The organism is Agromyces subbeticus DSM 16689, assembly GCF_000421565.1.
GTDB classification, from domain to species: Bacteria; Actinomycetota; Actinomycetes; order Actinomycetales; family Microbacteriaceae; genus Agromyces; species Agromyces subbeticus.
The window spans coordinates 61,958-87,896 of sequence record NZ_ATXG01000014.1; the positions used below are offsets into that span (position 1 = coordinate 61,958).

Consider the following 25,939-nt stretch of genomic DNA (forward strand, 5'->3'; position numbering starts at 1 on the left):
CGGGAAGCCTGCAGGGCGGTTCGACACGCCGTCTGCCAGCTTACCGCGTCGCTCGACAGTATCTCGACGTCAAGAGATCTGGTCCGACATCGAGAGAGACCCGGCGGGAAGTTCCGTCACGGCTACCTGCGCGGTCGCTGCACGGGTTAGCCTTGGCTGCATGGCTGAGCTGAGACTGGAAGACCTGTCGGCGTCGAACATCGTGGCGGCGAACTCGTTGTCGCTCAAGCCCGGTCAAGAGCAGTTCATCGCACCGGTCACCTACTCCGCCGAGTCCTCGGTCGTGAACCCGGCCACCGCGTGGCAGCGGGTCGCCCTGCTCGAAGACCGCGTCGTCGGCTTCATCCACGGCAACTTCGACCCCGAGAACGAGCACGAGGAGTTCCGGGCCTGCATCTGGCGCATCAACGTCGACGCCGACGTGCAGGGCCAGGGCGTCGGCCGCTACCTCGCGACCGCGCTGGCCGAAGAGGCCAAGCAGCGCGGCTTCGACCGCATCACCGTGCTCTGGGAGCCGGGTGAAGAGGGGCCGGAGGCGTTCTTCCACCGCATCGGCTTCACCGACATCGGCGAGACCGCCTACGGCGACGTCATCGGCGCGCTCGAGCTCTGACCCTGGCGAACACCGAGGCACGGTCGGGCGAGCGGATGCCGCAGCAGCACGCCGAGGGCTTCGTCGAGGCCGTGCTCGTGGTCGTCGCCGACATCCCGCCGGGCCAGGTCGCGACCTATGGCGATGTCGCCGCCCTGCTCGGTTCGCGCGGCGCCCGCGCCGTCGGACAGGTGATGGCGCGCTCCGGCGCCGAGGTCGCGTGGTGGCGGGTCGTGCGCGCGGGCGGACGCGCCCCGGCCGGTCACGCCGAGCGTGCTCGAGTGCACTACGAGGCCGAGGGCACGCCGCTTCGCCCGGCGAACGACGACGACGGGTACCGCATCGACCTCGCCGCCTGCCGCTGGCGAGGCTGAACGCCCCGCTCGTCAACCCGCGAGCGTCTCGCTCTCGAGCGGGATGCGCACCGTGATCGTGGTTCCGGAGCCCTCCGGGCTCTCGACGACGAGCCTCCCGCCCACGGCCTCGACCCGGTCGATGATGCCGAGCATGCCGGTGCCGGCCTCGACCGATGCCCCGCCGATGCCGTTGTCGCGCACGACGAGCTCGAGTGCACCGCCGTCGACGGCGGCTCGCACCCAGCCGCGGGTCGCCTGCGCGTGCTTGGCGATGTTCGCGAGCGCCTCCGAGACGACGAAGTACGCGGTCGACTCGACGACCTCCGGCAGTCGGCCGCCCGGTTGCACCTCGATCTCGACGGGAACCGGGCAACGGCCGGCGAGCTCGGGCACGGCGAGCGCGAGCCCGCCCGACGACAGCAGCGACGGGTGGATGCCCTGCGCGAGCTCGCGCAGTTCTCTCAGCGCCTCGTTGAGCATGCCGATCGTGCCGTCGAGCTCGACCGCGAGCGGCTCGACGCCGCGATCTCTCGCCTGGTTCGCCGCGAGGCGCAGGCGCATGCCGAGCGAGACGAGGTGCTGCTGCGCTCCGTCGTGCAGGTCGCGCTCGATGCGGCGTCGCGCGTCGTCGCCGGCCTCGACGATGCGGCTGCGCGACTGGCGCACCTGCTCGAGCGTGCGTTCGATCTCGGATCGGAGTCGGCCGTTGTCGACCGAGAGCCGCAGTGCGCTCGACACCCCGTCGAGCAGCCGCATGTTGTCGGTGAGCACCCGGTCGTGGCGGATGAGCGCGATCGGCACGCCCGTCGGCGAGGCCACCGGCAGCAGCCCGTGGTCGCCGCGCCGGCCGGCGTCGTCATCGTCGAGCACCTGCCCCGCGGCATCCGCGTACCGGCCGTGCTCGTCGTCCCACCAGAAGACCCGTACGGATGCGTCCCGCAGGGTGCGGGCGAGCGACTCGGCCCAGAGCCCTCGATCGGCACCCTCGCGGGTGATGCGCATGAGATCGGCCACTCGCGCGCGCATGTTGCGGGCATGCGAGATGCCCGCGACGAAGCTGATCGGGATCGAGGCGATCGCCACGAGGGAGACGGTGTCGAGCACCAGGTCGGTGGTACCGGCCGCCGCGTAGGTGATGGCCTGGGCCGCGAGTGTGATCACCCAGGCGATGAGGGCGATCGGCATCAGGAACGCCACGGTGCGAGCGGGCACGCTGCCACGCACCCAGCGCACGAGCAGCCGGCCGGCGATCACGATCGCGAGCACCACGCCGACGATGCGGTAGCCGATGTCGATGATCGCGAAGAGCGCCGGCGCCTCGATGATGCGGTACGGGTTCGGGGCGCAGTCGCAGACTCCGGCTGCGGGCTCGCCGAGGAGCAGCAGCACCCCGAGCAGGTAGCCGAGCGAGCCCACGAGGGCGATGCCGGCGATCCAGCGGTCGACACGATCGACGAGCCAGCCGCGCGGGTAGACGAGCACGAGGATGCCGGTGAGCACCGCCCACCACAGGTGGAGCCCGTAGACGAAGGGCCAGAGCCACGCGAGGTCTTCGATCACGCGCAGGAAGGAGAGCGGCACCCACACGAGCGGGAACACGACCATGAGCCGGGCGGGCAGGCGCGAGGGGCCGATCGCCCACGCCACGCCCGCGCACGCCGCGAACACGAGGGGCACGATCGCGTGCAGGGTCGTCCACGACACCTCGCGGCGGTCGGATTCGGGCGTCGCAAGGAACCCCGAGATCTCCATGGCGAGGCTCGCCGCCACGACGAGGCCGATGACGATGCTGCGCTTGATGATCCGGCCTCGACGGCCGGGGGCCATCACCTCGCGCCGAGGAGCGTCAGCACGGCGAGCACCCGTCGGTGGTGCTCGGGCGACTCCTCGAGGTCGAGCTTCTGCAGGATCGAACGCACGTGCGTCTCGACCGTCTTCAGGCCGAGGAAGAGGCTCTGGGCGATGCCGCCGTTCGAGTACCCCTGCGCCATCAGTTCGAGCACCGACCGCTCACGCTCCGTGAGCCGCGAGAGGGGGTCGTCGGCGCGGGTGCGCTGCACGAGCTGCTCGACGACCTCTGGGTCGACGACCGAGCCGCCGCCGGCGACCGTCTCGACGGCCCGCACGAGCGTCTGCGGCTCCGAGACGCGCTCCTTCAGGAGGTACCCGGTGCCGCTGCCCGCGCTCATGACGCGCAGCGCGTACTCGGGCGTCGCGTACATCGACAGCAGCAGCACGCCGATCGTCGAGCCGTTGGCGCGCATCTGCTCGAGCGCGACGATGCCCTCGTCCCGGTGGCTCGGCGGCATGCGGATGTCGAGCACCGCGGCGTCGAGACCACCGCGAGCGGCCACCTCGAGCAGTTCGGTGCCGGTGCCGACCGAGGCCACGACCTCGAGCCCGCCGTCGGCGAGCACCTTGGCGATGCCCTCGCGCAGGAGCAGGGCGTCGTCGGCGATCGCGACGCGCAGTGCACGCGGGGCGGCCTCCATAGCTCCTCCATTCGAGGGCAGGCGTGACCGCGCGGTCTGCCCGCCTTCCGTGAGCGTATCGTGTGCCGGGCGCCACCGCCCGCCCCCTTCAGGGGGCACCCGGATACCGACCCGCCGTCGAGGCGTCAAGCTGAAGGGTTCGGATGCCCCGGGCGCACGTGGCGCGCACGAGGCATCCGCTCGATTCGGCCGGCGACGGCAGAACCGGGTGCGCTCAGACGAGCGAGTCCTTCCAGGCCGCGTGCATCGCAGCGAAGTGACCCGTGCCGCCGATGAGCTCGGCCGGAGTTCCGTCTTCGATGATGCGTCCGTGCTCCATCACGAGCACCCGGTCGGCGATCGCGACCGTCGACAGGCGGTGCGCGATGATCACCGCGGTGCGGTCGGCGAGGAGCTTCGTGAGCCCCTCCTGCACGAGCCGCTCGCTCGGGATGTCGAGCGACGACGTCGCCTCGTCGAGGATCAGCACTGCGGGGTTCGCGAGGAACGCCCTCGCGAACGAGATGAGCTGCCGCTGGCCGGCGCTCACCCGCCCGCCCCGCTTGTTCACATCGGTGTCGTACCCGTTCGGCAGCCCCTCGATGAACTCGTGCGCGCCGACGGCCATGGCCGCCCGCACGATCTCGTCGGACGACGCGCCGGGCTTGCCGAGCGCGATGTTGTCGGCGACGGATCCCGAGAACAGGTACGCCTCCTGCGTCACCATGACGATCGCACGCCGAAGGTCTTTCGGATGCAGGTCGGCGAGCGCGATGCCGTCGAGCGTCACGACGCCGTCGCTCGGGTCGTAGAACCGCGCGATGAGCTTGGCGAGGGTCGACTTGCCGGCGCCGGTCGAGCCGACGAGCGCGATCGTCTGCCCCGCCGGAATGGCGAGGTCGAACCGCGGCAGGATGACGCGATCCTTCGTGTAGGCGAACTCGACGCCGTCGAACTCCACGTCACCCTCGGCATTCCAGAGGTCGACGGGTGTGACGGGGTCGGGCACGCTCGGCTCCTCCTCGAGCACGCCCGAGATCTTCTCGAGCGCCGAGGAGGCCGACTGGTAGCCGTTGTAGAACATCGCCATGTCCTCCATCGGGTCGAAGAAGCGCTTCGTGTAGAGCACGGCCGCGAGCAGCACGCCGACGCCGAGGTCGCCGTCGATGACCCGGAAGCCACCGAGCACGAGCGTCACTGCCACCGCCGTGTTGCCGATGAGCGCCATGCCCGGGTTGTAGACGGCGAAGAGGCCGAGCACCTTCGCATTGACGTCGCGGTAGTCCTCGACGAGACCGCCGAACTCGGCCTCGTTGCGCTTCTGCTTGCGGAACGCCTGCACCGCGCGGATGCCCGTCATGGTCTCGACGAACTGCACGATGAGCTTCGCCGAGGCCACGCGCGAGCGCCGGAACAGTGACTGCGAACGCACTTGGAACCACCGGGTGAGGATGCCGAGCGGCACGAGCGAGGCGAGCAGCACGAACCCCGACGGGGCGTCGACGATCACGAGCATGATGGCCGTGAACACCATGTACATGAGCCCGCGCACGAGCAGCGTGAGCCCTTCGTCCATCAGCTCGCGAATGGCGTCGAGGTCGCTCGTCTGACGCGAGATGATGCGGCCCGAGGTGTACGACTCGTGGAACTCGAGCGAGAGCTTCTGCGTGTGCAGGAACATGCGCGTGCGCAAGTCGATGAGCACCGCCTGGCTGATGCGCGCCGACATGCGGATGTAGACGGCGATCAGGAACGCACCGACGAGACCCGTGATCAGGTACGCAGCGCCCGCGAAGGCGACCGGGAACCAGTTCTGCTCGACGAGCGCCGGGATGCCCTGGTCGATGCCGTAGGCGATGAGCGCCGGCCCAGCGACCTGTGCGGCCGACGACACCACGATCGCGACTGCGGTGAGCCACAGCTTCGCCTTCAGCGGGGAGAGCAGTGAGCCGAGCAGATGCCGCGAGCGCGCACGGATCTGCGCGGACTCGGCCTTCGAGTAGTCCTGGCGTTCTTCGCCCTGCACACCGGTGACGCTCATGATGCCGCCTCCTCTCGGATCGTGTCTTCTGCGTCGACGGCATCGACGCCCGTGCTCCTGCGTTCCTCGTCTTCGAGACTCGTGATGACGAAGCGGTAGTGCTCGCTCTCGCGGAGCAGTTCGGAGTGCGTGCCGACCGCGGTGACCCGCCCGTTCTCGAGCAGTGCCACCCGGTCGGCGAGCATCACCGTCGACGGCCGATGCGCCACGATGAGCGCGGTGGTCGATGCGAGCACCGATCGCAGCTCGGCCTCGACTCGCGCCTCGGTCGCGACGTCGAGCGCCGAGAGCGGGTCGTCGAGCACGAGCACTGCGGGCTTGGCCGCCACGGCGCGCGCGAGCGCGAGCCGCTGGCGCTGGCCTCCGGAGAGACTCATGCCCTCTTCGCCCACCTTCGTGTCGACGCCGTCTGGCAGGTCGTAGACGAACGACGCCTGCGCGATGCGCAGGGCCTCGTCGAGCACCTGCTCGGCTTCGGCGAGCACCCCGGGGTCATCGCCCGAGAGCTCGGGCCGGCCGAGCAGCACGTTGTCGCGCACCGAGGCGCTGAACAGCGTCGCGTCTTCGAACGCCATGGCGATGTGCGTGCGCAGTTCGTCGCGCGTGAAGGCGCGCACGTCGACGCCGTCGAGGGTCACCGATCCGCCGGTGACGTCGTAGAGGCGAGTGGTGAGCGCCGTCATCGTCGTCTTGCCGCAGCCCGTGAGACCGACGAGCGCCATGGTCTCCCCCGGCTCCAAGACGAGGTCGACGCCGTCGAGCAGGTCGCCGAACCGCGCCGGCGAGTCCTGGTAGCGGAAGTGCACGTCCCTGAACGCCAGCTCGCCACGCGCACGCTCGACCGTGCGCGGCTCGGCCGGGTCGACGATCGTGTTCTCGCTGTCGAGGATGTCGAAGAAGCGATCGGTCGCGGTGCGTGCGTCGAGTGCGAACGCGAGCATGAAGCCGATCGACTCGATCGGCCAGGCGAGCACGGTCGCGGTCGCGAAGAACGCGAGCAGCTCGCCGACGGTGAGCTGGCCCTGCGCCGCGAGCCACACGCCCACCACGAGGCAGAGCGAGAGCGCCACGGCCGGCACGACCATGATCCAGACCCAGATGGAGGCGTCGAGCCGCGCCTTCTCGATCTCGGTGCTGCGGAGCGACTCGGCCTGGGCACGGAACGTCGACAGGGCGTGCTTGCCGCGGCCGAACGCCTTCAGCACTCGGATGCCGTGCACCGACTCTTCGACAGCGGTCGCGAGATCGCCCGCCTGGTCTTGGCTCAGCCGCGACATCTCGGAGTAGCGGCCCTCGAAGCGCCAGCCCGCCCACCAGAGCGGCAGCGAGCAGACGAGGAAGATGAGGCCGAGGAACCAGTTCATCGACATCAGGATGCCGACGCCGACCACGATGATCACGAGGTTCGCGCCCGTGAGCACGAGGCCGAACGAGAGCCAGCGACGGATCAGGCCGAGGTCGCTGACGGCGCGCGAGAGCAACTGGCCACTGGGCCAACGGTCGTGGAAGCTGACGGGCAGGTCTTGCAGTTTCGCGTAGAGCGCGTTGCGCATGCGCGCCTCGACCCGGGTGCCCGGGCCGACGACGAGCCAGCGACGGATCGCGTAGAGGATGGCCTCGACCGCTCCGAGCACGAAGACGAGCACCGCGAGCGGAATGACCGCGCTCGCCTCGCCGTGGGCGAGCGGCCCGTCGACGATCTGCTGCAGCACCTGCGGGATCGCCAGGGCGATGAGCTGGGCCACGAGCGCGGCGGCCATGCTGCCCGCGAAGAACGGCATGGCCGGTCCGGCGTACTCGCGCAGTCGCCACAGGGCGCGCACCGTGTTCAGTCGAGGTGCCTGCGCCGAGTCGGGAGCTGGAGGCGTTTGGAGGGGTACGGACACAGCCGGTTCCAATCAGATGGAGACGCCGAACACCCGGGAACGGGCCTGGACGGCGGAGAAGAAGAGTGTGAGAGACGCGGTGCGCGATCGCGCGTGGAACCGCGGGGCAGGCAGAGCCTGCGCGTGGAGGCGGGTGCGCTACCCGGCGAGCTCGAGAACGAGGAACGCCGGGCGGGCAGAGCCGGTGACCGCAATCGTGCGGGCGTCGGTTTCTGTCTGCATGGTGTCCTCCTGCGTCGTCGTCTCGAACCTCGAGGCCGGTCGAATCTCACTCCGCGGCCAGCCCTACAGACTATGGGGCGAATGAGGTGGCGCGCAAGACCACCTTCGACGCTAGGCTGTGCGGATTCGTCGCTGCGCGTGCGAGGCGATGCCGGCCCGCGGCACCGCCCGACCGGATTCCTCCGCCTCCGCGAGCGACGGCGATCGACGAGGAGCACGAGTGGGAGCGGCACGGACTGCGTTCGCCCGCGCGAACGCCCGCTCCGGGGTGCTCGCGTCGATCGCTGCCGTCGTGCTGCTCCTCTCCGGCCTCGGAACCGCAGTCGTCGACTCGCTCGCCGGGTCCTCCGCGAGCGGTGTCCGAAGCGGCCTCGCCGCGGCGCAGGGCACCGCGGGCGCCGCGCGCTGGCAGATCCGCGTGGCGAGCGATGCCGAGGCCCAGGCGGATGCCGCGGCATCCGTGCTCGATCGCATGCTCACGCCCCACGGTGCCACCTGGAGCCGCAGCGTCGAGACCGCGCCGGTCGAGGCATCGAGCGGTGGCACGGCGTTCGGCGCCGTGCTCCTCGTCGATGGCGACGCCCCTCAACGCTCGGAACTCGTCGCGGGCAGCTGGCCCGACACCGCAGAGGCGATCTCGGCGGCGGCGGCCGAGGGTGCCCTGCCGGCGACGCTGCACGCCGACGCGGCGGAATCACTCGGTCTGGCGCCGGGCGACGTCGTCGATCTCGCCGGTGAGCCCGCCCGACGACTGCTCATCGTCGGCACGTGGCTGCCGATCGACCCGGCCGATCCCGCCTGGTTCGGTGAAGGCGTCATCGCCTCGGGGCGCACGGCCGACGGCATCGGGCCGTTCCTCGTCGCCGAGGAGACCGCGCTCGACGTGCCGGCGGCGATCGTGGCGCGCTGGACCGCGGTCGTCGACGCGAGCGCCGCGACGCCCGGCTCGGCGAGTGCGCTTCGCGAGGCGCTGCCCGATGTCGAGCCGGCCCTGCGCGCCGAGCCCGCGATCGGCACCGACGGACTCGGCGCGCTCGGCGGTCTCGACGCCACGCTCACCCGGCTGCTGGCGGGCCTCGGCGCGGTGCGCGCGATCGCGCCGCTCCCCCTCCTGTTGCTCGGCTTCGCCGGGGTCGCGGCCCTGACCCGTCTCGCGAGCCTGCTGGGCGCCGCCCGTCGCGGTGAGACGGTGCTGCTCCGAGCCCGTGGCGCCTCGGCCGGCAGACTCGCCCGCGACACCGTGATCGAGGTGCTCGTGCTGGGGGCGCCGGCCGCGGTCATCGGCGCTGCCGGCGCGGAACTGTTCCTCATGATGAGCCGCCCGGGCGAGGCACGCGACTGGGGTGTCGCCGGCCTCATGGCGGGCGTCGCCCTCGTCACGACCCTGCTGCTCGTCGCCGGTCGCGCCTGGCTCGACGCCCGCCGCCCGGTGGTTCGGGGCTCGGGCGACGAGGTGGGCCGGGTGGCACGCGGTCTCGTGACGGGCGGCGTGGTGCTCGTCGCCGTCGTCGCCGCCGTGGCGCTCTGGCAATTCCGGCTCTACGGTTCGCCGCTCGTCGCGAACGCCTCCGGCCGTCTCGACGTCGATCCCGTCGCCGTTCTGGCTCCGATGCTCGTGCTCGTCGCGCTCTCACTCGCGGCGCTCGGCCTGTCGCGCCCGATCGACGTGCTGCTCGAACGGCTCGCGGCGGTTCGGCCAGGGCTCGTGCCGGCATTGCCGATGCGCCAGCTCGCCCGCCGCGCGACGCTGTACGCCTCGGCCTCGCTCGTGACGATGCTCGCCATCGCGGGGCTCACGCTGACCGCTGCCTTCGCCGGCGCGTGGCAGGGCATCGACCGCACGGCCTCGGCACTCGCCACCGGCGGCGAGGTTCGCGTCGCCTCGGCGGGGCGCGATGTCGTGCTGCAGCCCGACGAGCTCGCGCTCGACGACACGATCGCGACCGTCGACGGCGTCACGGCCGTCGGCCCGGTCTTCAGGGGCGAAGCGAGGGTCGGCTCCGAGCAGGCGACGATCGTCGCCCTGCCGAGCGCCGGCGTCGCCGAGATCGCGCCGGGCACCGGCACCCGGCCGGCTGCCGAGGCGCTCGCCGACTCCGCCGCCGCGGCCGGTGTCGACCTCCCGGCCGGGGCCACGACCCTCGAGGTCGGCGTCGAGCTCGACTCCCCCACCGGCACGAGCGGCACCGTGTCGGTGACCGCGTGGCTGCTCACCGCATCGGGTGCCGCGACCCCGGTGGCTCCGGCTCCGGTCGACGTCGCCGCCGGGACCGGGCAGGTGCGTCTCCAGTTGCCGGATGCCGCGGGGCTGCGGTTCATCGGACTCGCCGCATCGCTCTCGGGTGCGGGCGGCGCAGATGTGCGGGTGGGATTCGGGGCGATCTCGTTCGACGGCGAGACCGTCGCCGGCACGGCGTTCGAGACCGAGCGAGAGCTCACGCTCACCTCGAAGGCGCCGAACGCGCGGGCCCCGCTCACCGCCGGCGGCAGCGACCCGCTGCCCGTCATGATCGGCGCCGAGCTCGCCGAACGCATCTCCGCGAGCGTCGGCGACGAACTCGCGTTCCGGGTGCTCACCGGCGGCGCCGAGATCGACGCGGTGGTCGCCGGGGTGGTTCCCGTGGTGCCGACCGCGGGCGCCGGCGGCATCCTCGCCGATCTCGGCGCCCTCGAGCGGTACGCGTTCGATGACGCCGCCGGCGTGCCCGCGTTCGGCGAACGGTGGATCGCGGCATCCGACCCCGAACGCGTCGCCGCCGAACTCGGTGCCGACCGCAACGCAGCGGTCGTCGCCGACGCCCGCTCGGCCGCCTCTTCAACGCCGTTCATCGCGCCGGCGGTCGCGGCGCTCTGGGTCGGTGCCGCTGGAGCACTGCTCTTCGCCCTCACCGCCGTGATCGCGCTCGTCGCGGCACTCGGCGGCAGCCGGCGCGGTGAGATCGTGGTGCTGCGTGTGCTCGGCGTGCCGGCACGCACCCAGTCGCGTGCCCGATTCGCCGAGCTGGCGGTGACGCTCTGCACGGCCGTGCTCATCGGGGTGGTCGTCGGGCTGCTCACCGCCCTGCTCACCGCCCGCGAGCTCGCACGGGCGGCGGTGGCCGGCGTTCCCGCCGTGATCCCGGTCGACTTCGGGCTCGATGCCGCGCCGTGGTTGCTCGGCATCGGGGCCTTCGTGATGCTCGCCGTGGCGATCTCGGCCGGCGCCGCTGCATCCGTTCGGCGCACGGCCTCACGGCCCGGCCTCAGGCAGGAGGAAGGATGAGTACCCGGCACCACTCGCGGCTCACGCCCCTCGGCCTGATCCGGCGCCAGTTCTTCGCGGCCCCGTGGGCGTCGGTCATGCTCGCGCTGCTCGTGCTGGCCGGCGCTCTTCTGGCCACGGCCGTGCCGCGCGCGGTCTCGGCGATGCACACCGCGGCGCTCGAAGAGGAGCTCGGCGCGTTTCCCGCGCGCGAGCTCGATCTGCTGACCGCGAGCCGCAACCTGCCCGACCTCGGTGCCTCCGACGGCGATTCGACCCTGCCGCCCGACGTCGACGCCGTCTGGGGTGCGCAGGAGCAGCGGCTGCTCGACATCCGTGCGACGATGCCCGAGCTGCTGCACTCGGTCACCGGCGCACCGCTGACCTCGCTCGTCGCCGGCCCGACGGGCGCGCAGGTCGAGGGCGCGGGCGAGGGTTCGACCTCGTACCAGCTGTTCACGGGCTTCGACCCCCGCGTGCGCGAGCACATCGCACTCACGAGCGGCGAATGGCCGCGCCCGCTGACCGGCAGATTTCCGAGCGACACCCCGCTCGACATCGTGTTCGCCGACGCCGTCGCCGACGAGATGGAGTGGGCGGCCGGCGAGGTCCGCACGATCGCCGTCGGCGACGAGCTGCAGGGTGTGCGCCTGGTCGGCACCTTCGCGGCGACGAACCCCGACGACGGCTTCTGGACGCACGTGCCGGTGGCGCTCGAGCCGGCCGTCGCGTACACCCCCGGCGGCTACATCGAGGTGACCGGGCTCGGGTTCGCGGACCCCGTCTCGTGGGCGGCCCTGCAGGACTCGCAACTGCCGACGACGATGGATGCCTGGTTCCCGGCCGAGGTCGACCGCATCCGCGCGGCCGACTCCGCCGAGCTCGAGACGCAGCTCGACGAGTTCACCAGCCAGGTGTTCGAGCTCGGCAGCGGCTCCTGGGAGTTCTGGTACGCCACGGTCGGCGAGGTCGCGTTCACCACGGGTCTCACCGATGCCCTCGGAGACGCCGCCGTCGCGGCGAGCGCGAGCGACGCCGTACTCGCGACGATCGCGTCGGGTCCGATCGGCGTGATGATCGCGGTGCTCGTGCTCGGCTCGCGCGTGGTCTTCGAGCGGCGTCGCGTCGGGCTCGAGCTCGCAGCGGCTCGCGGCGCCTCCCCCGGCCAGCTCCGGGGCATCCTCGCGGTCGAGGGCCTCGTGATCGGGCTTCCCGCGGCGATCGTGGGCGGCGTGGCCGGCACCCTGCTCGTCGCCGCCGACGCCGGCCTCGGCGGCTGGCTCATCGCGGCGCTCTTCGCACTGACACCGGCGGCGCTCCTCGTCTCGGCCGAGCCGGCACTGAGCCCGCTGCGTCGCGCCAGAACCGACCTCGGCCGGCCGGGCGACGGCCGCTTCCGCTGGATCGCCGAGGCGCTCGTCGCGGTGCTCGCCGTCACCGCGGTCGTGCTGCTGTTCCGCAGGGGCCTGTCGACGTCGACCGCGACGACCGGCGTCGACCCGTTGCTCGCCGCCGTGCCCCTGCTGCTCTCGCTGCTCGCGTGCCTCGTCGTGCTGCGGCTCTACCCCGTGCCGCTCGCCGCGCTCGTGCGCGCCACGCGACGCCGGGTCGACCTCGTACCCTTCCTCGGCTCGGCGCGCGCCCTCCGCGACCCCTCAGCCGGGCTCGTGCCGGTGCTTGCGGTCGTCGTCGGCATCTCGGTCGCCGTCTTCTCGTCGGTGCTCCTCGGCACCGTGCAGGCGGGCGTCGACCGCGCCGCCGACGCCCGGGTCGGCGCCGACGCCTCGGTGAGCGGCACGCCCTTCACCCTCGAACAGCTCGACGAGTTCGCGGCCGTGCCCGGCGTCGAGGCGATCGCGCCCGTGTACTCGACGAGCCCCACGAAGGTCGACGCCGATGGCCGCTCCCGCACCTCGACCCTCATCGTCGTCGATGCCGAAGAGATGCGGCGCGTGCAGGCGGACCGGGCTGCCACGACGCCCCTTCCGGCCGGTCTCGAGGCCACGGGCGACGACGCGGTGCCCGTGGTGCTCTCGAGCACCGTCGCCGACCTCGTCGCCGGGGCCGACGCCGCCGAGCTCGACGGCGAGGAATTCGACGCGCTCGCGGTCGTCGACGGGCGCACCGCATTCTCGCCGCGGTCGAACTGGGTGCTCATGGACCGCGCGAACGCGAAGCCGTTCACCGACACGCTCGTGCCGCGCAACGTGCTCGTGCGCTTCGAGCCCGGGCCCGATGCCGACGAGGTCGACGAGCTCACGTCGGCGCTCGCCGAGATCGGCGGCGAGTCGGCCGTGGTGACCACCCCCGGGCAACTGCTCGCCGAGCTGCGCGCCAAGCCCACCACGCAGGGCCTCGTGCTCTCCCTCATCGTCGCGATCGTGCTGGCGAGCCTGCTCACGGCGCTCGCGATCGTGCTGACGCTCGTCGTCGGGCGCCCGGCTCGCGATCGGCTGCTGCCGCTCCTCGCGACGCTCGGGCTGGGCCGGCGAGGCGAACGCACACTCGTCGCCTGGGAGATCGGGCCCGTGGCCCTCATCGCGGTGCTGGCCGGCGCGGTGCTCGGCGCGACCCTGCCGTTCGTCGTGCTCTCGGCCATCGACCTCCGCTCGTTCACTGGCGGCGACGCGCAGCCGGCCGTGACCTTCGATGCCTGGCTCATCGCCTCGGTGCTCGCCGGCAGCGTGCTGGTGACCATCATCGCGGCCGCCGTGGCCTCCCGCATCGACGGCAGCGTCAACGCCGCTCGCGCCCTGCGCAAGGAAGAGGAAGGATGACCCAGTGACCTCCACCGAGACACCGGCGCACTCCCCGGAACCGACGACGAACGCGAGCACCGCGATGCTCGCGCCCGACGCCGAGCCGCACATCCTGTGCACCGACCTCGTGCGCATCTTCAGTGCCGACGGCGTCGAGGTGCAGGCGCTGCAGGGCCTCAACCTGCGCGTCGACCCGGGCGAGATGGTCGCCGTGGTCGGCGCCTCCGGCTCGGGCAAGTCGACGCTGCTCACGATCCTCTCGGGGCTCGACACCGCCACAGCGGGTGTCGCGCGGGTCGCCGGCCACGACCTGCTCTCGATGGGCGGCCGTGAGCGCGTCGCCTACCAACGGCACACCGTGGGATTCGTCTGGCAGCAGACCTCCCGCAACCTGCTGCCGTACCTCACCGCCGCCGAGAACGTCGCGCTTGCGATGAACGTCGCCGGCACGTTACGCGGCGCCGCGCGTGCCACCCGCGTCGACGAGCTGCTCGGGTTGCTCGACGTCGGCGAGATGCGCGATCGCCGCCCTGGTGAGCTCTCGGGCGGGCAGCAGCAGCGCGTGGCGATCGCGGTCGCGCTCGCGAACTCTCCGCAGGTGCTGCTCGCCGACGAGCCCACCGGCGAGCTCGACGAGTCGACGTCTGCAGCCGTGCTCGAGGCGATGCGCGCCGTCAACGACGAACTCGGCGTCACGACCCTCATCGTGACCCACGACCCGACGGTCTCCGGCCACGTCCGCCGCACGGTGCAGATCCGCGACGGACGAACCTCGACCGAGGTGCTGCGCTCCACGCGGCTCGACGAATTCGGCGAGGAGCAGCACGTGGCAGAGGAGTTCGCCGTGCTCGACCGGGTCGGTCGCCTGCAGTTGCCCCACGACTTCATGCAGAGCCTCGAACTGCGCGATCGCGTACGCCTCGCGCTCGAGGCCGATCACGTCGGCGTCTGGCCCGGCGACGAAGGGCGAGCGGATGCCGCGGCGCGGCGTTCGCCCGAAGCGGCACCCCAGCCGACCGCGCCGACGGGCTCCGAGCCGGCCCCGCCGGGGGGCTCCGATGCGCCGGACGCCGCCGCGACGAGCCGGCGTGCCCGTCGCGCCGCCGAACGAGCCGCCGAGGCATCCGCTGCCGCCGACGCATCAGCCGGCACCGACACCTCAGCCGGCACCGAGACGAAGGACGAGCGATGACCACACTCCGCGCCGAATCGATCAGCCGCGTCTTCGAATCGAAGGCGGGTGCGGTGCACGCCGTCGCGGAGGTCTCGCTCGAGGTGCGGCCGGGCGAACTGCTCGTCGTCACGGGGCCGTCGGGCGCGGGCAAGACGACCCTGCTGAACCTGCTCGGCGGGCTCGACCGGCCGAGTTCCGGACGCGTCTTCCTCGGCGACGACGAGCTCTCCGCCCTCGGCGACGACGAGCTCGCGGCGGTGAGACGAGACCGCCTCGGCTACATCTTCCAGTCGTTCGGGCTGATCCCCGTGCTCTCGGCCGCCGAGAACGTCGAGGTGCCGCTGCGCCTGCAGCGCCTGGCGCCCGCCGAACGCGACGCCCGGGTCGCCGAGTCGCTCGAACTCGTCGGTCTCGCCGGCCACGCGGCGCAGCGGCCCTACGAGCTCTCTGGCGGCCAGCAGCAGCGCGTCGGCATCGCGAGGGCGCTGGCCGCGCGACCGCAGCTGCTGCTCGCCGACGAGCCGACGGGCCAGCTCGACAGCGGCACCGCGGCGACCGTGATGAACCTGATCGGCGAGCTCGTGCACGCACGCGGCGTCGCCGCCGTCGTCACGACCCACGACCCCGCCCTCGTCGGGCGCGCCGACCGCGTGCTCGAGCTGCACGACGGCCGTGCCGTGGCGCTCAGCGCACCCGCACCGACAGGCACGTGACGCAGCCCTCGAGCTTCTCGAACTCGCCGATGTCGACGGTCACGACCCGGTAGCCGAGACTCGCGATCATCGCGGCGGTCTTCGGCGCCGCGGACGACATCAGCAGGGATTCGCGCGACAGTTCGACGACCGCGACGCCCTCGGGCTCGGGCACGGGCAGGAAGCGCGGGAACAGGCTCGTGACGTCGAGCAGCGCCGGGTCGCCGATGACCGTGCCGTCGGGCAGCGCCGTCGCGGCGCTCTTGAGGTGCAGCGCCTTCGTCACCGGCACGGCGACGACCGTGTACCGGTGCGGCGTGAGCAGGGTGCGCAGCTGCCGGATGCCCTCGGCGTTCGTGCGGGCAGAGGCGCCGACGTAGACCGTCGAGCCGACCTTCAGCACGTCGCCGCCGTCGAGCGTGCCCGGCAGCTCGATGCGGGCGACCGTCAGGCCGGGCACGGAGCGCACGGCGCGCTCGACCGCCTCGACCTCGGCGCGACGGGACTCGGCGCCCGGGCTCGTGAGCACCGCGAGGTCGCCGAACATCACGACCATGTCTTCGACGAAGACCGAGTCGGCGAGCTCGGGAGCGGCATCGACCTCGACCGTCTCCCAGCCCTCGGCGACGAGCGCGGCGCAGTAGTTGTCCCATTGGCGGTCGGCGAGCGCCTGGTCGACGGGCTGCCGCTCGCGGTGCGTGAGCACGGCCTCGTCGAGGTTCGAGGCGGGAATGCGGACGAGGGCCATGCGTCGGTCGGCGACCGCCGGAGCGAAATCGAGGATGCCGCGGAACACCCGCGGCGCGAGCAGCACCTCACCGACGATGACCGCGATGATGAAGATGAGGTTGAGACTGACGAGCGAGCCCACCACGAAGAGGAACATGGGCCCCGAGAACGCGTTGCCGGCGGCGCTGGCCGTTGCGGTCGTCGCGATCAGCGCCGCGAGACAGCCGGCGGTGAAGCCCGTGATGAGGGCGAGGAACCACACTCGCGTCGCCCCGATCGCGTTCGCCACCGACAGCAGCACCCAGGCCACGAACGCGGCGAGCGCGAAGTGGCCGAACACCTGGCTGAGCACCTGCGGCGACTGTCCGCTGCCGATGAAGAACGCGAGCAGTGCCACGAGCATCGCCGAGAACGAGACGGCGGCTGCGGAGGCGAGCACTGCCGCCACCCTCCGCCCCGGGGTGATCGCCGGGGTGAACCTGGCCGGGGCGGTCGGGGGCATGGCGGGGGACGTCATGCCCCCGAGCCTACTGGCGGGCGCCACCCGGCCGCAGCGCGAGGCAGCGACCGCGCCCGTCGGCCGGGTGGCATTCCACGTGTGCTCAGCGAGCCGCGTCGAGTCGCGTGCGCGCGAGGCGTTCGGCGGCCTCCAGCGTGGTCGTGTCGGCGTCACGCGCGCCCGTGAGCACGGATGCCACGGTGTCGCCGATGCCCGCGATGCGGGCGTCGAGCGCGGCCTGGTCGGCGCCGGGAACGCTTGCGACGTCGAGGTAGATCACGCCGCCAGCGTTCACCACGAAATCGGGCGCCCAGACGATGCCGCGCTCGTGCAGCAGACCGGCGACGTCGCGCGAGACGAGCTGGTTGTTCGCAGCGCCGACGACGGCTCGCACGCGCAGCTCTCGCACGACCTCGGGCGTGAGCACGCCACCGAGCCCGCACGGCACGAAGACGTCGGCTTCGACGAGGTGCGCGTCGGCCGGATCGACCCACGCGGCGCCGAGCTCGTCGGCGAGGGCGCGCTTGGACTCCGCGACATCCGTCACGGTGAGGCGCGCGCCGGCTGCCGCGAGGCTGCGCGCGAGGCGTCCGCCGACCTGCCCGAGGCCGGCGATGACGAAGTGCCGATCTGTTGCCTCGGTCGAGCCGAAGACGTGCCCGAGCGTCGCGAGGATCGAGGCGTGCACTCCGGCTGCCGTGGCGTCTGCAGGCTCGCCGACGCCACCCTGCTCGGGCGGCAGGCCGCAGACGTGCTCGGTGCGCTCGTGCACCACGGCCATGAGCTCGGCGCTCGTGCCGACGTCTTCGGCGGTCATGTAGGCGCCGCCGAGCGACTCGATCGCGTCGCCGAGGTCGAGCATGGCATCGTGCGTGCTGGCCGCGTCGAGCGTGGTGCCGGCCGGGATCGCGATGACCGACTTGCCACCACCGCGCGCAAGGCCCGCGGCGGCGTTCTTCATGGTCATCGCCTGCGAGAGGCGGAGGGCGTCGGCGAGGGCGTCGGTCCAGTGGCCGTAGCGCCAGAGGCGGGCGCCGCCGAGGGCCTGGCCGAGCCGGGTCGAGTGCACGGCGACGATGATCGTGAGGCCCGAGCGGGCGCCGTGGGTGATGAGCACTCGTTCGTGATCGGGTGCCTCGGTCGGAAGTGCTGCGCTGACCTCGGCTGCGGGGGTCGCCGGGGCGTGGGTGATCGTCATCGATCGTTCTCCTTGACTCATCCGCTTCGTGGGCGGAACCTTGCCCTGCGCCTCATGAGCGCGGGTTCGATTCAAGGGTACCGCCGCAGCGGCCGAGCGGATGCCGCGGCATCCGCTCGCGCCAGAAGCATCAGTGGAAGAAGTGGCGCTCTCCCGTGAAGTACATCGTGACGCCGGCCGCGGCGGCAGCTGCGATGACCTCGTCGTCGCGGATCGAGCCGCCCGGCTGCACGACCGCGCGCACGCCGCCGTCGAGGAGGATCTGCAGGCCGTCGGCGAACGGGAAGAAGGCGTCGGATGCCGCGACCGAACCCGCCGCCCGCTCCCCCGCACGCTCGACCGCGAGCTTGCACGAGTCGACCCGGTTGACCTGGCCCATGCCGACGCCGACCGAGGCTCCGCCCGAGGCGAGGAGGATCGCGTTCGACTTCACCGCGCGGCACGCCGTCCAGGCGAACTCGAGGTCGGCGAGGGTCGCGGCGTCGGCGGGCTCGCCCGCGGCGAGGGTCCACTCCGACGCGGGCGCGAAGTGGCGATCGGCCTGCTGCATGAGCAATCCGCCCGAGACCTGGCGCAGCTCGACGGCCGTCGGGGTGAAGCCCTCTGGCAGGGTCAGCAGCCGGATGTTCTTCTTCTTCGTGAGCAGTTCGAGCGCCTCGGCCTCGAAGGCCGGCGCGATGAGCACCTCGGTGAAGATGCCCGAGACCGTCTCGGCCATCTCGAGCGTGACGATGCGGTTCGCCGCGATCACGCCGCCGTAGGCCGAGACCGGGTCGCACTCGTGCGCACGGCGGTGCGCGTCGGCGATGGGGTCGGATGCTCCGGCCGAGGCGACCGCGATGCCGCACGGGTTCGCGTGCTTGATGATCGCGACTGCGGGCTCGTCGAAGTCGAATGCCGCGCGCACGGCGGAGTCGGCGTCGACGTAGTTGTTGTACGACATCTCTTTGCCGTGCAGCTGCACCGACTGCGCGATGCCCGGCCGGCCGCCCTGCGAGGCGTAGAGCGCGCCCTTCTGGTGCGAGTTCTCGCCGTAGCGGAGGTCGGCGTCCTTCGTCCACGTGCCGCCCACCCACGCCGGGAACGGCGAGGCGTCGGCCGGCTGGTCGGGCGCGACGACGCTGCCGAGCCATGAGGCGACGGCGACGTCGTACGACGCGGTGTGGCGGAAGGCCTCGCGCGCGAGCTCGGTGCGCTGGGCGAGCGTGGTGCCGCCGCCGGCGACCGCAGCGGCGATCTCGTCGTAGCGATCGGGCGAGACGACCACGGCGACGTTCGCGTGGTTCTTCGCCGAGGCGCGCACCATCGCCGGGCCGCCGATGTCGATCTGCTCGATGACGGCGTCGGGCGCGGCGCCGGCCGCGACGGTCTCGGCGAAGGGGTAGAGGTTCACGACCACGAGTTCGTAGGGCTCGATGCCGAGCCCGGCGAGTTCGGCCTCGTGGTGCTCGAGGCGCAGGTCGGCGAGCAGGCCCGAGTGCACGGCGGGGTGCAGCGTGCGCACGCGCCCGTCGAGGTGCTCGGGGTAACCCGTGACCTCGGCGACCTGCGTGACCGGCAGGCCCGCGTCGGCGATCGCCTTGCCGGTGCCGCCGGTCGAGACGATCTCGACGCCGGCACCGACGAGCGTGGTCGCCAGCTCGACGAGCCCGCGCTTGTCGCTCACAGCGATGAGCGCACGGCGCACCGGCACGAGATCGCGTTCGCGGTAGAGGCTCTGGTCGTGCGTGGGGCCGCTCATGATCGTGCGAATTCCTTCAGGTCGAGGTGCGAATTGGCGATGTCGAGCACGGCCTGGATGAGCAGGCGCCGTTCGACGGGCTTGATGCGGTCGTGGAGGCTCGACTCGGTGTCGCCCGGCAGCACCGGAATGCGCTCCTGCGCGATGATCGGCCCGCCGTCGACCGAGTTGTCGACGACGATGAGGCTCGCACCCGTCTGGGTCACGCCCGCCGCGAGGGCGTCGCGCACGCCGTGCGCACCGGGGAACTCGGGCAGGTAGGCCGGGTGGGTGTTGATGAGGTTCGGCGAGAAGGCGTCGACCACGGCGGGCGGCACGAGGCGCATGAGGCCCGAGAGCACGACCAGGTCGGGCTCCCAGCGGCGAACCTCCTCGATGAGGGCGTCGCCCCAGCTGTCGCGGTCGGGATACGCCGTGAACGGCACGGAGAAGGTCGACACGCCGTACTCCTCGCCGAGCACGAGCCCGTCGGCGTCACGATCGGCACCGATGGCGACGACGCGCGCGGGAAACTCCGCATCGGCCGAGGCGTCGAGCAGTGCACGGAGATTCGAACCGGTGCCCGATATCAGGACGACGAGCTTCAGCACCCTTCGAGCCTACCGTCCGGCAATGTTCGAATCCGTCGGTGCGCGGTCGTCGAACCGGTCGAACGAGCGGTCGGATGCCGCGTGGCCGTCGTCTGCGCGATCTCGCGCCCAGATCGAATACGCGCCGGCGAGCGCGCCGATGCCGATCGTCACGGCGGCGACGCCCGCGACGGCCCAGGGATCCGGCCCGATCTGCGCGAGTCGCCCGGGGCCGGCTGCGCCGCCCGACCACCACGCGAGCAGCCCGAGCACGAACCCGCCGGCCACGGCAGCACCGGCGGCCGTCGCGAGCGGCTGCCACCACGCGGCATCCGGTCGGCGAACGCCGAAGTCATCGAACCGACCGCGCGCCCGCGCCGAGGAACCGACTAGCCACGCCCCGACGAACCCGAGCAGCACGGGCACGACGAGCCAGAGCCCGCCGAACGGCTGTGGCTCCGAGGGCAGCGCGCCGAGCAGCGGCACGCCGGGCACCGGCCCGAGCAGCGCGCCGCCCGTCGAGACCGAGGTGCCGGTGCCGACGGCGAACCCCGGCCCGAGCAGCCACGAGGCCGCCCACACCACGACGTTCGGAATGAGTGCGAGCTCGGCGATCGTGAGCGCGATGCCACCGTCGATGCCGGTGCCGAGCGACTGGTAGAGGCCGGCGATCGTGGCGTAGTCGGCGGCGATGAGTCCGGCGACGAGCACGCCTGCCACGGCGAGCACCCCGAACGCAGCGCCCGCCCCGATGCGCACGACCGAGCGGAGCGTGTCGACGAGTCCCGCGGGCAGGGCCGCGACCGCCCGGCGCACGACGCCACCAGCGGCATCCGTCACCGACTCGTCGCGCAGCGACTCGATGACCGCACCGATGATCACGCCGACGGCCATCGTGAAGGCCGGCAGCAGGGCCGCCTGCCAGAGGGACGAACGGGCCCCGTCGACGCCGGCCGTCAGCGCGAGCACGAAGCCGGCGAGGGCGTAGACGACGATCGCGGCGACACTGCCGGTGAACGAGTGCCCCTCGGCCGCCGAGCGGCGGCCGATACGGCGCCCGAAGGCGACCGAGATGAGCGCGAACCCGAGGAGCGCGATCGTGATCGGGAACGGGTCGCCGGCGCCCGGCAGGCCGGTGCGGGCGGCCGTGACGGCGTCGAGCTGCACCGTGAGGTCGACGCCGTGGCCGAGCAGCCACACGTCGGCGGCCGCGCGGAAGAACAGCGTTGCGTCGACGGCGAGGCCGAAATGCACCGCCCAGAGCAGCATGAGCGGCACGAGCGCGATGCCGAGGCCGATGAGGGCGGCGACGGATGCCTCGAGGCCGGCGAGCAGGGCGATCGTCGTGCGTCTCATTCCGACGCCGAGCTTATCCCGCCCGGCCCGAGTCAGCCGACAGGACGTGCGGGCTCCGGCGGACTCGACTCAACGATGCCGTCGGCTTCGACGTCGACGTCGGCGACGACCGCACCGGCTCCCTCGTCGATCGCCTCGACGTCGGGCTGCGGCCGGCGCAGCACCTCGACGAGGAGCAGGGCGAGCAGCGCCACGAGCAGGGTCGTGACGACCTGCCCCGTCGTGACCGGGCGCGAGAACAGCACGAGGACCGCCGCGATGACCGCGATCGCGACGTAGACGACGCCGCGCCAGCGGTCGAGCGCGACGCCGAAGCGGCCCGTCGTGATGCCGTGCGCCGCGGCCGTTCGGCGCAGCGAGCCGAACCCCGACTCCGCGAAACCGCGCACCGCGCGGGCGGGTCGCCACGGCCCCGAGAACCACGTGACGATCGCCACGAGCACGCCGAGCACGAGCAGCGCGACGATCGTCGACAGCATGAGCTCGATGAGCCCCGAGTAGAGGGAGTCCGCGGCGTCGGAGGGCATGACCGACGGGCTGACCGCGCCGATGAAGAACAACCGGCCGACGCCGATTCCGCTCGCCAGGATTCCCATGACGAGGGCGAAGCCGCCGGCCGTCCAGACGAGTGCCTTCGGGCGATTCCGAGCGACGAGGACGCCCGCGACGAGGAAGGCGAGCGCGATCCACGGCAGCCACGTGCCGGCGCCCACGGCGAGCGCGTAGATCGTGCGGACCAGCACGAAGGCGTCGTCGCGCGCGATCACGACGCTGCGGTCGACCTCGGGGATCGCCTCGGCGAAGCCCACACCCTGATCGATGAGGCGTTGCTTCACGGCCTCGACGATCGGCCCGAGCTGCACTGCGATCGAGCCGTCGCCGCCGATCGCCAATGCGGCATCGGGGTCGCCCTGCATGGCAGCGACGAACTGACGGTGCGTGATGCGCAGGGTCGATGCCCACACGTCGGCGAACGCCGGCGACTCGACCACGCGATCGACGACGTTGCCCACGAGCGTCTGGAGCCCTTGCGCCGCCGGCCCCTCGAGCAGGCCGAGCGCCGCCTCGGCTCTCGGCGGCAGTTCGAGCGAGCGGATGCCGTCGAAGACGTCGGCCGTGAGCGCCGGGATGTCCACCTGCTCCTCGATCGCGGCCGTCACCTCGTCGCTGAGGTAGGCCTGCACGGCGGGATCTTCGGCGAGCGGCGCGAAGGTCGCCACGAATCGTTCGGTGTCGACGAGTTCGAGCCGTGCCCACGCCGTGATCACCGCGACGGGCGCGAGCAGCAGGCCGACGACGACGAGCACGACGGCCGTGGCCGTGCGCCCCCATGCGCGCCGAGGCCTTCGGCCGACGGATGCCGCGGCATCCGTCTCGCCGGCGACGCGGTCACCCTCGCTCGAGCCGATGCCGGCGCGCAACGCCGCGTTCTCCGCCTCGAGCTCGGCGATCCTCGCTTCGAGCCCCACCCCGTTCGTCTGCGCCATGAGACACCCCTGCCCCGACGATAGCGCGCGAGTCGCCGCGACCGCAGCGTTGGAGCGTGCCGTTTCAGTTGGAACGTGCTGTTTCAGTGAATGACGGCCTTCAGCACGATCATCGCGACGCCGAAGGCTGCGGTGGCGAGCGACCCGACGATCTGCATCGGCCAGGGCGCCCCGCGGCGCCGGTAGGCGACGAAGCCGAGCACGCCGAGCACGACGACACCGGCCCAGAGCGCCGTCCACAGCGCGAAGGCGTCGGGGATCGCGCGGGTCGCACCGAGCAGCAGGATGATCAACGGCAGCAGGGCGGAGAGGAGCAGGCCTCGCGACCGCCGCAGCGCGATGCGGAACGATTCGCCGAGCCCCACGACGCGGTCGTCGTCGAGACCGTGATGCGCGACGGTGCCGGCGTAGACGTGTGCGGCCCAGAAGACGACCACGGTCGCGGCGACGCTCCAGAACACCCGCCACGAGCTCTCGCCGTGCCCGCCCGAGGCGATGATCATGCCCGAGACGAGCAGCACGCCGTACACCGACTCCTCGGTGACGAACGTCGCGCGCACGATGCGGCCGGCCGGTGTCGGCGGTGTCGCCGGTGTCGCCCGGGCGGATTCGTCGCTCATGCCTCCCACGCTGCTCATGCCTCCCACTCTGGCACGAGGTCGCCGCCCCGAACAGGAACGACCCCGCAGGCGTGCCTGCGGGGTCGTTCCTCGTGCGGTGAAGCGGATGCGGCTAGAGCGCCGCGTACACCTCGCGAAGCAGCTGCGCGGTCTCGGACGGCGTCTTGCCGACCTTGACGCCGGCGGCCTCGAGCGCCTCTTTCTTCGCCTGCGCGGTGCCGGCCGAGCCGGACACGATCGCGCCGGCGTGACCCATGGTCTTGCCCTCGGGAGCCGTGAAGCCCGCGACGTAGCCGACGACCGGCTTCGTGACGTTGGCCTTGATGAAGTCGGCCGCGCGCTCTTCGGCGTCGCCGCCGATCTCGCCGATCATCACGATCGCCTTGGTCTCGGGGTCGGCCTCGAACGCCGCGAGCGCGTCGATGTGGGTCGTGCCGATGATCGGGTCGCCGCCGATGCCGATGGCGGTCGAGAAGCCGAGGTCGCGCAGCTCGTACATCATCTGGTAGGTCAGCGTGCCCGACTTCGAGACGAGGCCGATCGGGCCCTTACCGGTGATGTTCGCCGGCGTGATGCCGACGAGCGACTCACCGGGGCTGATGATGCCGGGGCAGTTCGGCCCGATGATCCGGGTCGTGTCGCCCTTCTCCTTGGCGTAGGCCCAGAACTCCGCGGAGTCTTGCACGGGCACGCCCTCGGTGATGATCACGAGCAGCGGGATCGCGGCGTCGATGGCCTCGACCACGGCGTCTTTCGTGAACGCCGGCGGAACGAAGGCGATGGAGACATCCGCCCCGGTCTGCTCGATGGCCTCGGCGACGGAGGCGAAGACGGGCAGCTCGACCGCATTGCCGGCGGCATCCGTGTGCAGCACGGTCGTGCCGGCCTTGCGGGCGTTGACACCGCCGACCACCTGGGTGCCGGCCGCGAGCATGCGTGCCGTGTGCTTGGAGCCCTCGCCGCCGGTGATGCCCTGGACGATGACCTTGGAGTCCTTGTTGAGGAAGATCGTCATGTCTGAATCCCTTACTACGCGGCGTTCGCCAGCTCGGCGGCCTTGTCGGCGCCCTGGTCCATGTTCTCGGCGAGGGTGACGAGCGGGTGTGCCGCCTCCTCGAGGATGCGGCGGCCCTCGACGACGTTGTTGCCGTCGAGCCGCACGACGAGCGGCTTGTTCGCAGCCGAGCCGAGCTCGGCGAGCGCGCCCACGATGCCCTTGGCGACCTGATCGCACGCCGTGATGCCGCCGAAGACGTTCACGAACACGCTCTTGACCTGCGGGTCGCCGAGGATGATGCCGAGGCCGTTGGCCATGACCTCTGCCGAGGCGCCGCCGCCGATGTCGAGGAAGTTCGCCGGCTTGACGCCGCCGTGGTTCTCGCCGGCGTAGGCGACGACGTCGAGCGTCGACATGACGAGGCCTGCGCCGTTGCCGATGATGCCGACCTCGCCGTCGAGCTTCACGTAGTTGAGGTCGAGCTCTTTCGCGGCGGCCTCGAGCGGGTCTGCCGCAGCCTTGTCTTCGAGCAGCGCGTGCCCGGCGTGGCGGAACTCGGCGTTCTCGTCGAGCGTGACCTTGCCGTCGAGCGCGACGACGTTGCCGTCTTCGTCGAGGATGAGCGGGTTGACCTCGACGAGCGTCGCATCTTCGCCCTTGTAGACCTCGTAGAGCTTCACGAAGACGTCGGCGACCTTGTCGACGAGCTCGGCCGGGAAGTTCGCGGCGACCGCGATCTCACGTGCCTTCGCCGCGTCGATGCCGGCGATCGGGTCGACCTCGACGCGGGCGAGCGCCTCGGGCTTCTCGACGGCGAGCACCTCGATCTCCATGCCGCCCTCGACGCTCGTGAGCGAGAGGTAGGAGCGGTTCGCACGGTCGAGCAGCACCGAGAAGTAGAACTCCTGCGCGATGCGGGCGCCGCCGGCGACCATCACGCGCTTGACGACGTGGCCCTTGATGTCGAGGCCGAGGATCGACTTCGCGGCTTCATAGGCCTCATCGGGCGTCTTCGCGACCTTGACGCCGCCGGCCTTGCCTCGGCCACCGGTCTTCACCTGGGCCTTGACGACCACGACACCGCCGAGCTTCTCAGCCGCGGCGCGCACCTCATCGGGGGTGTCGGCGACGATGCCCGGAAGCACCGGGACCCCGTATCGCTCGAACAGGTCTCTGGCCTGGTACTCGTAAAGATCCACGCTCTACTTCCAATCGGTCCGCACGCGCGAAAGCGCACAGGGGCTGGTGGGTGTCGGCCCGACGCGCCGAAGAATCTCGACGTCAAGATAAGTGGGCCACCTTCCATGCT

At 71.9% G+C, this 25,939-nt stretch carries 19 protein-coding genes; 6 read left to right on the top strand and 13 right to left on the bottom strand.

What is annotated here, in order from left to right:
* Positions 1 to 160: 160 nt before the first annotated feature.
* Both H521_RS0116630 and H521_RS0116635 read left to right on the top strand, forming a co-directional pair.
* Positions 161 to 613 carry a GNAT family N-acetyltransferase gene (locus H521_RS0116630; protein ID WP_022894152.1) on the top strand — a complete coding sequence of 151 codons (453 nt, stop codon included), beginning with the start codon at positions 161 to 163 and terminating at the stop codon, positions 611 to 613.
* A gap of 35 nt (positions 614 to 648) precedes the next feature.
* Positions 649 to 966: an MGMT family protein gene (locus tag H521_RS0116635; protein ID WP_022894153.1), complete on the top strand. Its 318-nt coding sequence runs from the start codon at positions 649 to 651 to the stop codon at positions 964 to 966.
* A gap of 12 nt (positions 967 to 978) precedes the next feature.
* On the opposite strand, the gene H521_RS23930 is transcribed toward H521_RS0116635, so the two are convergent.
* The 4 genes from H521_RS23930 to H521_RS0116655 form a co-directional block, all read right to left on the bottom strand.
* The gene (locus H521_RS23930) at positions 979 to 2,775 is read right to left on the bottom strand and encodes a sensor histidine kinase (protein WP_022894154.1); all 1,797 of its coding nucleotides are present in this window, start codon (positions 2,773 to 2,775) and stop codon (positions 979 to 981) included.
* A complete protein-coding gene (locus tag H521_RS0116645; protein ID WP_022894155.1) occupies positions 2,775 to 3,440 on the bottom strand; it encodes a response regulator transcription factor in 666 nt (221 codons plus the stop codon). Before H521_RS0116645 ends, H521_RS23930 begins: the two co-directional genes overlap by 1 nt.
* 214 nt (positions 3,441 to 3,654) lie before the next feature.
* Positions 3,655 to 5,460, bottom strand: a complete 1,806-nt coding sequence (locus H521_RS0116650) for an ABC transporter ATP-binding protein (protein ID WP_022894156.1) — start codon at positions 5,458 to 5,460, stop codon at positions 3,655 to 3,657.
* On the bottom strand, positions 5,457 to 7,346 hold the full coding sequence (locus H521_RS0116655) for an ABC transporter ATP-binding protein (RefSeq protein ID WP_022894157.1): 1,890 nt from the start codon (positions 7,344 to 7,346) through the stop codon (positions 5,457 to 5,459). The genes H521_RS0116650 and H521_RS0116655 overlap by 4 nt, the downstream gene beginning before the upstream one ends.
* A gap of 442 nt (positions 7,347 to 7,788) precedes the next feature.
* On the opposite strand from H521_RS0116655, the gene H521_RS0116665 reads away from it, so the two are divergent.
* The 4 genes from H521_RS0116665 (at position 7,789) to H521_RS0116680 (ending at position 15,455) form a co-directional block, all read left to right on the top strand.
* Positions 7,789 to 10,830 (top strand): FtsX-like permease family protein, encoded by a 3,042-nt coding sequence (locus tag H521_RS0116665; protein ID WP_022894158.1) that lies wholly within the window; start codon positions 7,789 to 7,791, stop codon positions 10,828 to 10,830.
* Positions 10,827 to 13,586, top strand: a complete 2,760-nt coding sequence (locus H521_RS0116670) for an FtsX-like permease family protein (RefSeq protein WP_022894159.1) — start codon at positions 10,827 to 10,829, stop codon at positions 13,584 to 13,586. Before H521_RS0116665 ends, H521_RS0116670 begins: the two co-directional genes overlap by 4 nt.
* A gap of 64 nt (positions 13,587 to 13,650) precedes the next feature.
* A complete protein-coding gene (locus H521_RS23935; RefSeq protein WP_040424860.1) occupies positions 13,651 to 14,760 on the top strand; it encodes an ABC transporter ATP-binding protein in 1,110 nt (369 codons plus the stop codon).
* Entirely contained in the window at positions 14,757 to 15,455 is a 699-nt protein-coding gene (locus H521_RS0116680; RefSeq protein ID WP_022894161.1) for an ABC transporter ATP-binding protein, read from the top strand. The genes H521_RS23935 and H521_RS0116680 overlap by 4 nt, the downstream gene beginning before the upstream one ends.
* Here H521_RS0116680 and ddaH read toward each other — a convergent pair.
* From ddaH to sucC, 9 genes are all read right to left on the bottom strand, one after another.
* Complete coding sequence (gene ddaH, locus H521_RS26615; protein ID WP_281167458.1) at positions 15,427 to 16,680, bottom strand: dimethylargininase; 1,254 nt, start codon at positions 16,678 to 16,680, stop codon at positions 15,427 to 15,429. The genes H521_RS0116680 and ddaH overlap by 29 nt on opposite strands.
* Positions 16,681 to 16,765: 85 nt before the next feature.
* On the bottom strand, positions 16,766 to 17,860 hold the full coding sequence (locus tag H521_RS0116690; RefSeq protein ID WP_022894163.1) for a Glu/Leu/Phe/Val dehydrogenase family protein: 1,095 nt from the start codon (positions 17,858 to 17,860) through the stop codon (positions 16,766 to 16,768).
* A gap of 130 nt (positions 17,861 to 17,990) precedes the next feature.
* Positions 17,991 to 19,601: a bifunctional phosphoribosylaminoimidazolecarboxamide formyltransferase/IMP cyclohydrolase gene (purH, locus tag H521_RS0116695; protein WP_022894164.1), complete on the bottom strand. Its 1,611-nt coding sequence runs from the start codon at positions 19,599 to 19,601 to the stop codon at positions 17,991 to 17,993.
* Positions 19,598 to 20,191: a phosphoribosylglycinamide formyltransferase gene (purN, locus tag H521_RS0116700; protein ID WP_022894165.1), complete on the bottom strand. Its 594-nt coding sequence runs from the start codon at positions 20,189 to 20,191 to the stop codon at positions 19,598 to 19,600. The genes purH and purN overlap by 4 nt, the downstream gene beginning before the upstream one ends.
* 9 nt (positions 20,192 to 20,200) lie before the next feature.
* Positions 20,201 to 21,526 (bottom strand): cell division protein PerM, encoded by a 1,326-nt coding sequence (locus H521_RS23940; protein WP_022894166.1) that lies wholly within the window; start codon positions 21,524 to 21,526, stop codon positions 20,201 to 20,203.
* Between the two features lie 32 nt (positions 21,527 to 21,558).
* Positions 21,559 to 23,013, bottom strand: a complete 1,455-nt coding sequence (locus H521_RS0116710; protein ID WP_022894167.1) for a hypothetical protein — start codon at positions 23,011 to 23,013, stop codon at positions 21,559 to 21,561.
* Positions 23,014 to 23,096: 83 nt separating this feature from the next.
* Positions 23,097 to 23,633: a hypothetical protein gene (locus H521_RS0116715; RefSeq protein ID WP_022894168.1), complete on the bottom strand. Its 537-nt coding sequence runs from the start codon at positions 23,631 to 23,633 to the stop codon at positions 23,097 to 23,099.
* 112 nt (positions 23,634 to 23,745) lie between these two features.
* Positions 23,746 to 24,648, bottom strand: a complete 903-nt coding sequence (gene sucD, locus H521_RS0116720) for a succinate--CoA ligase subunit alpha (RefSeq protein ID WP_022894169.1) — start codon at positions 24,646 to 24,648, stop codon at positions 23,746 to 23,748.
* 14 nt (positions 24,649 to 24,662) lie between these two features.
* Positions 24,663 to 25,829, bottom strand: coding sequence for an ADP-forming succinate--CoA ligase subunit beta (gene sucC, locus H521_RS0116725; protein ID WP_022894170.1), 1,167 nt, complete (start codon positions 25,827 to 25,829; stop codon positions 24,663 to 24,665).
* Between the last annotated feature and the right edge of the window lie 110 nt (positions 25,830 to 25,939).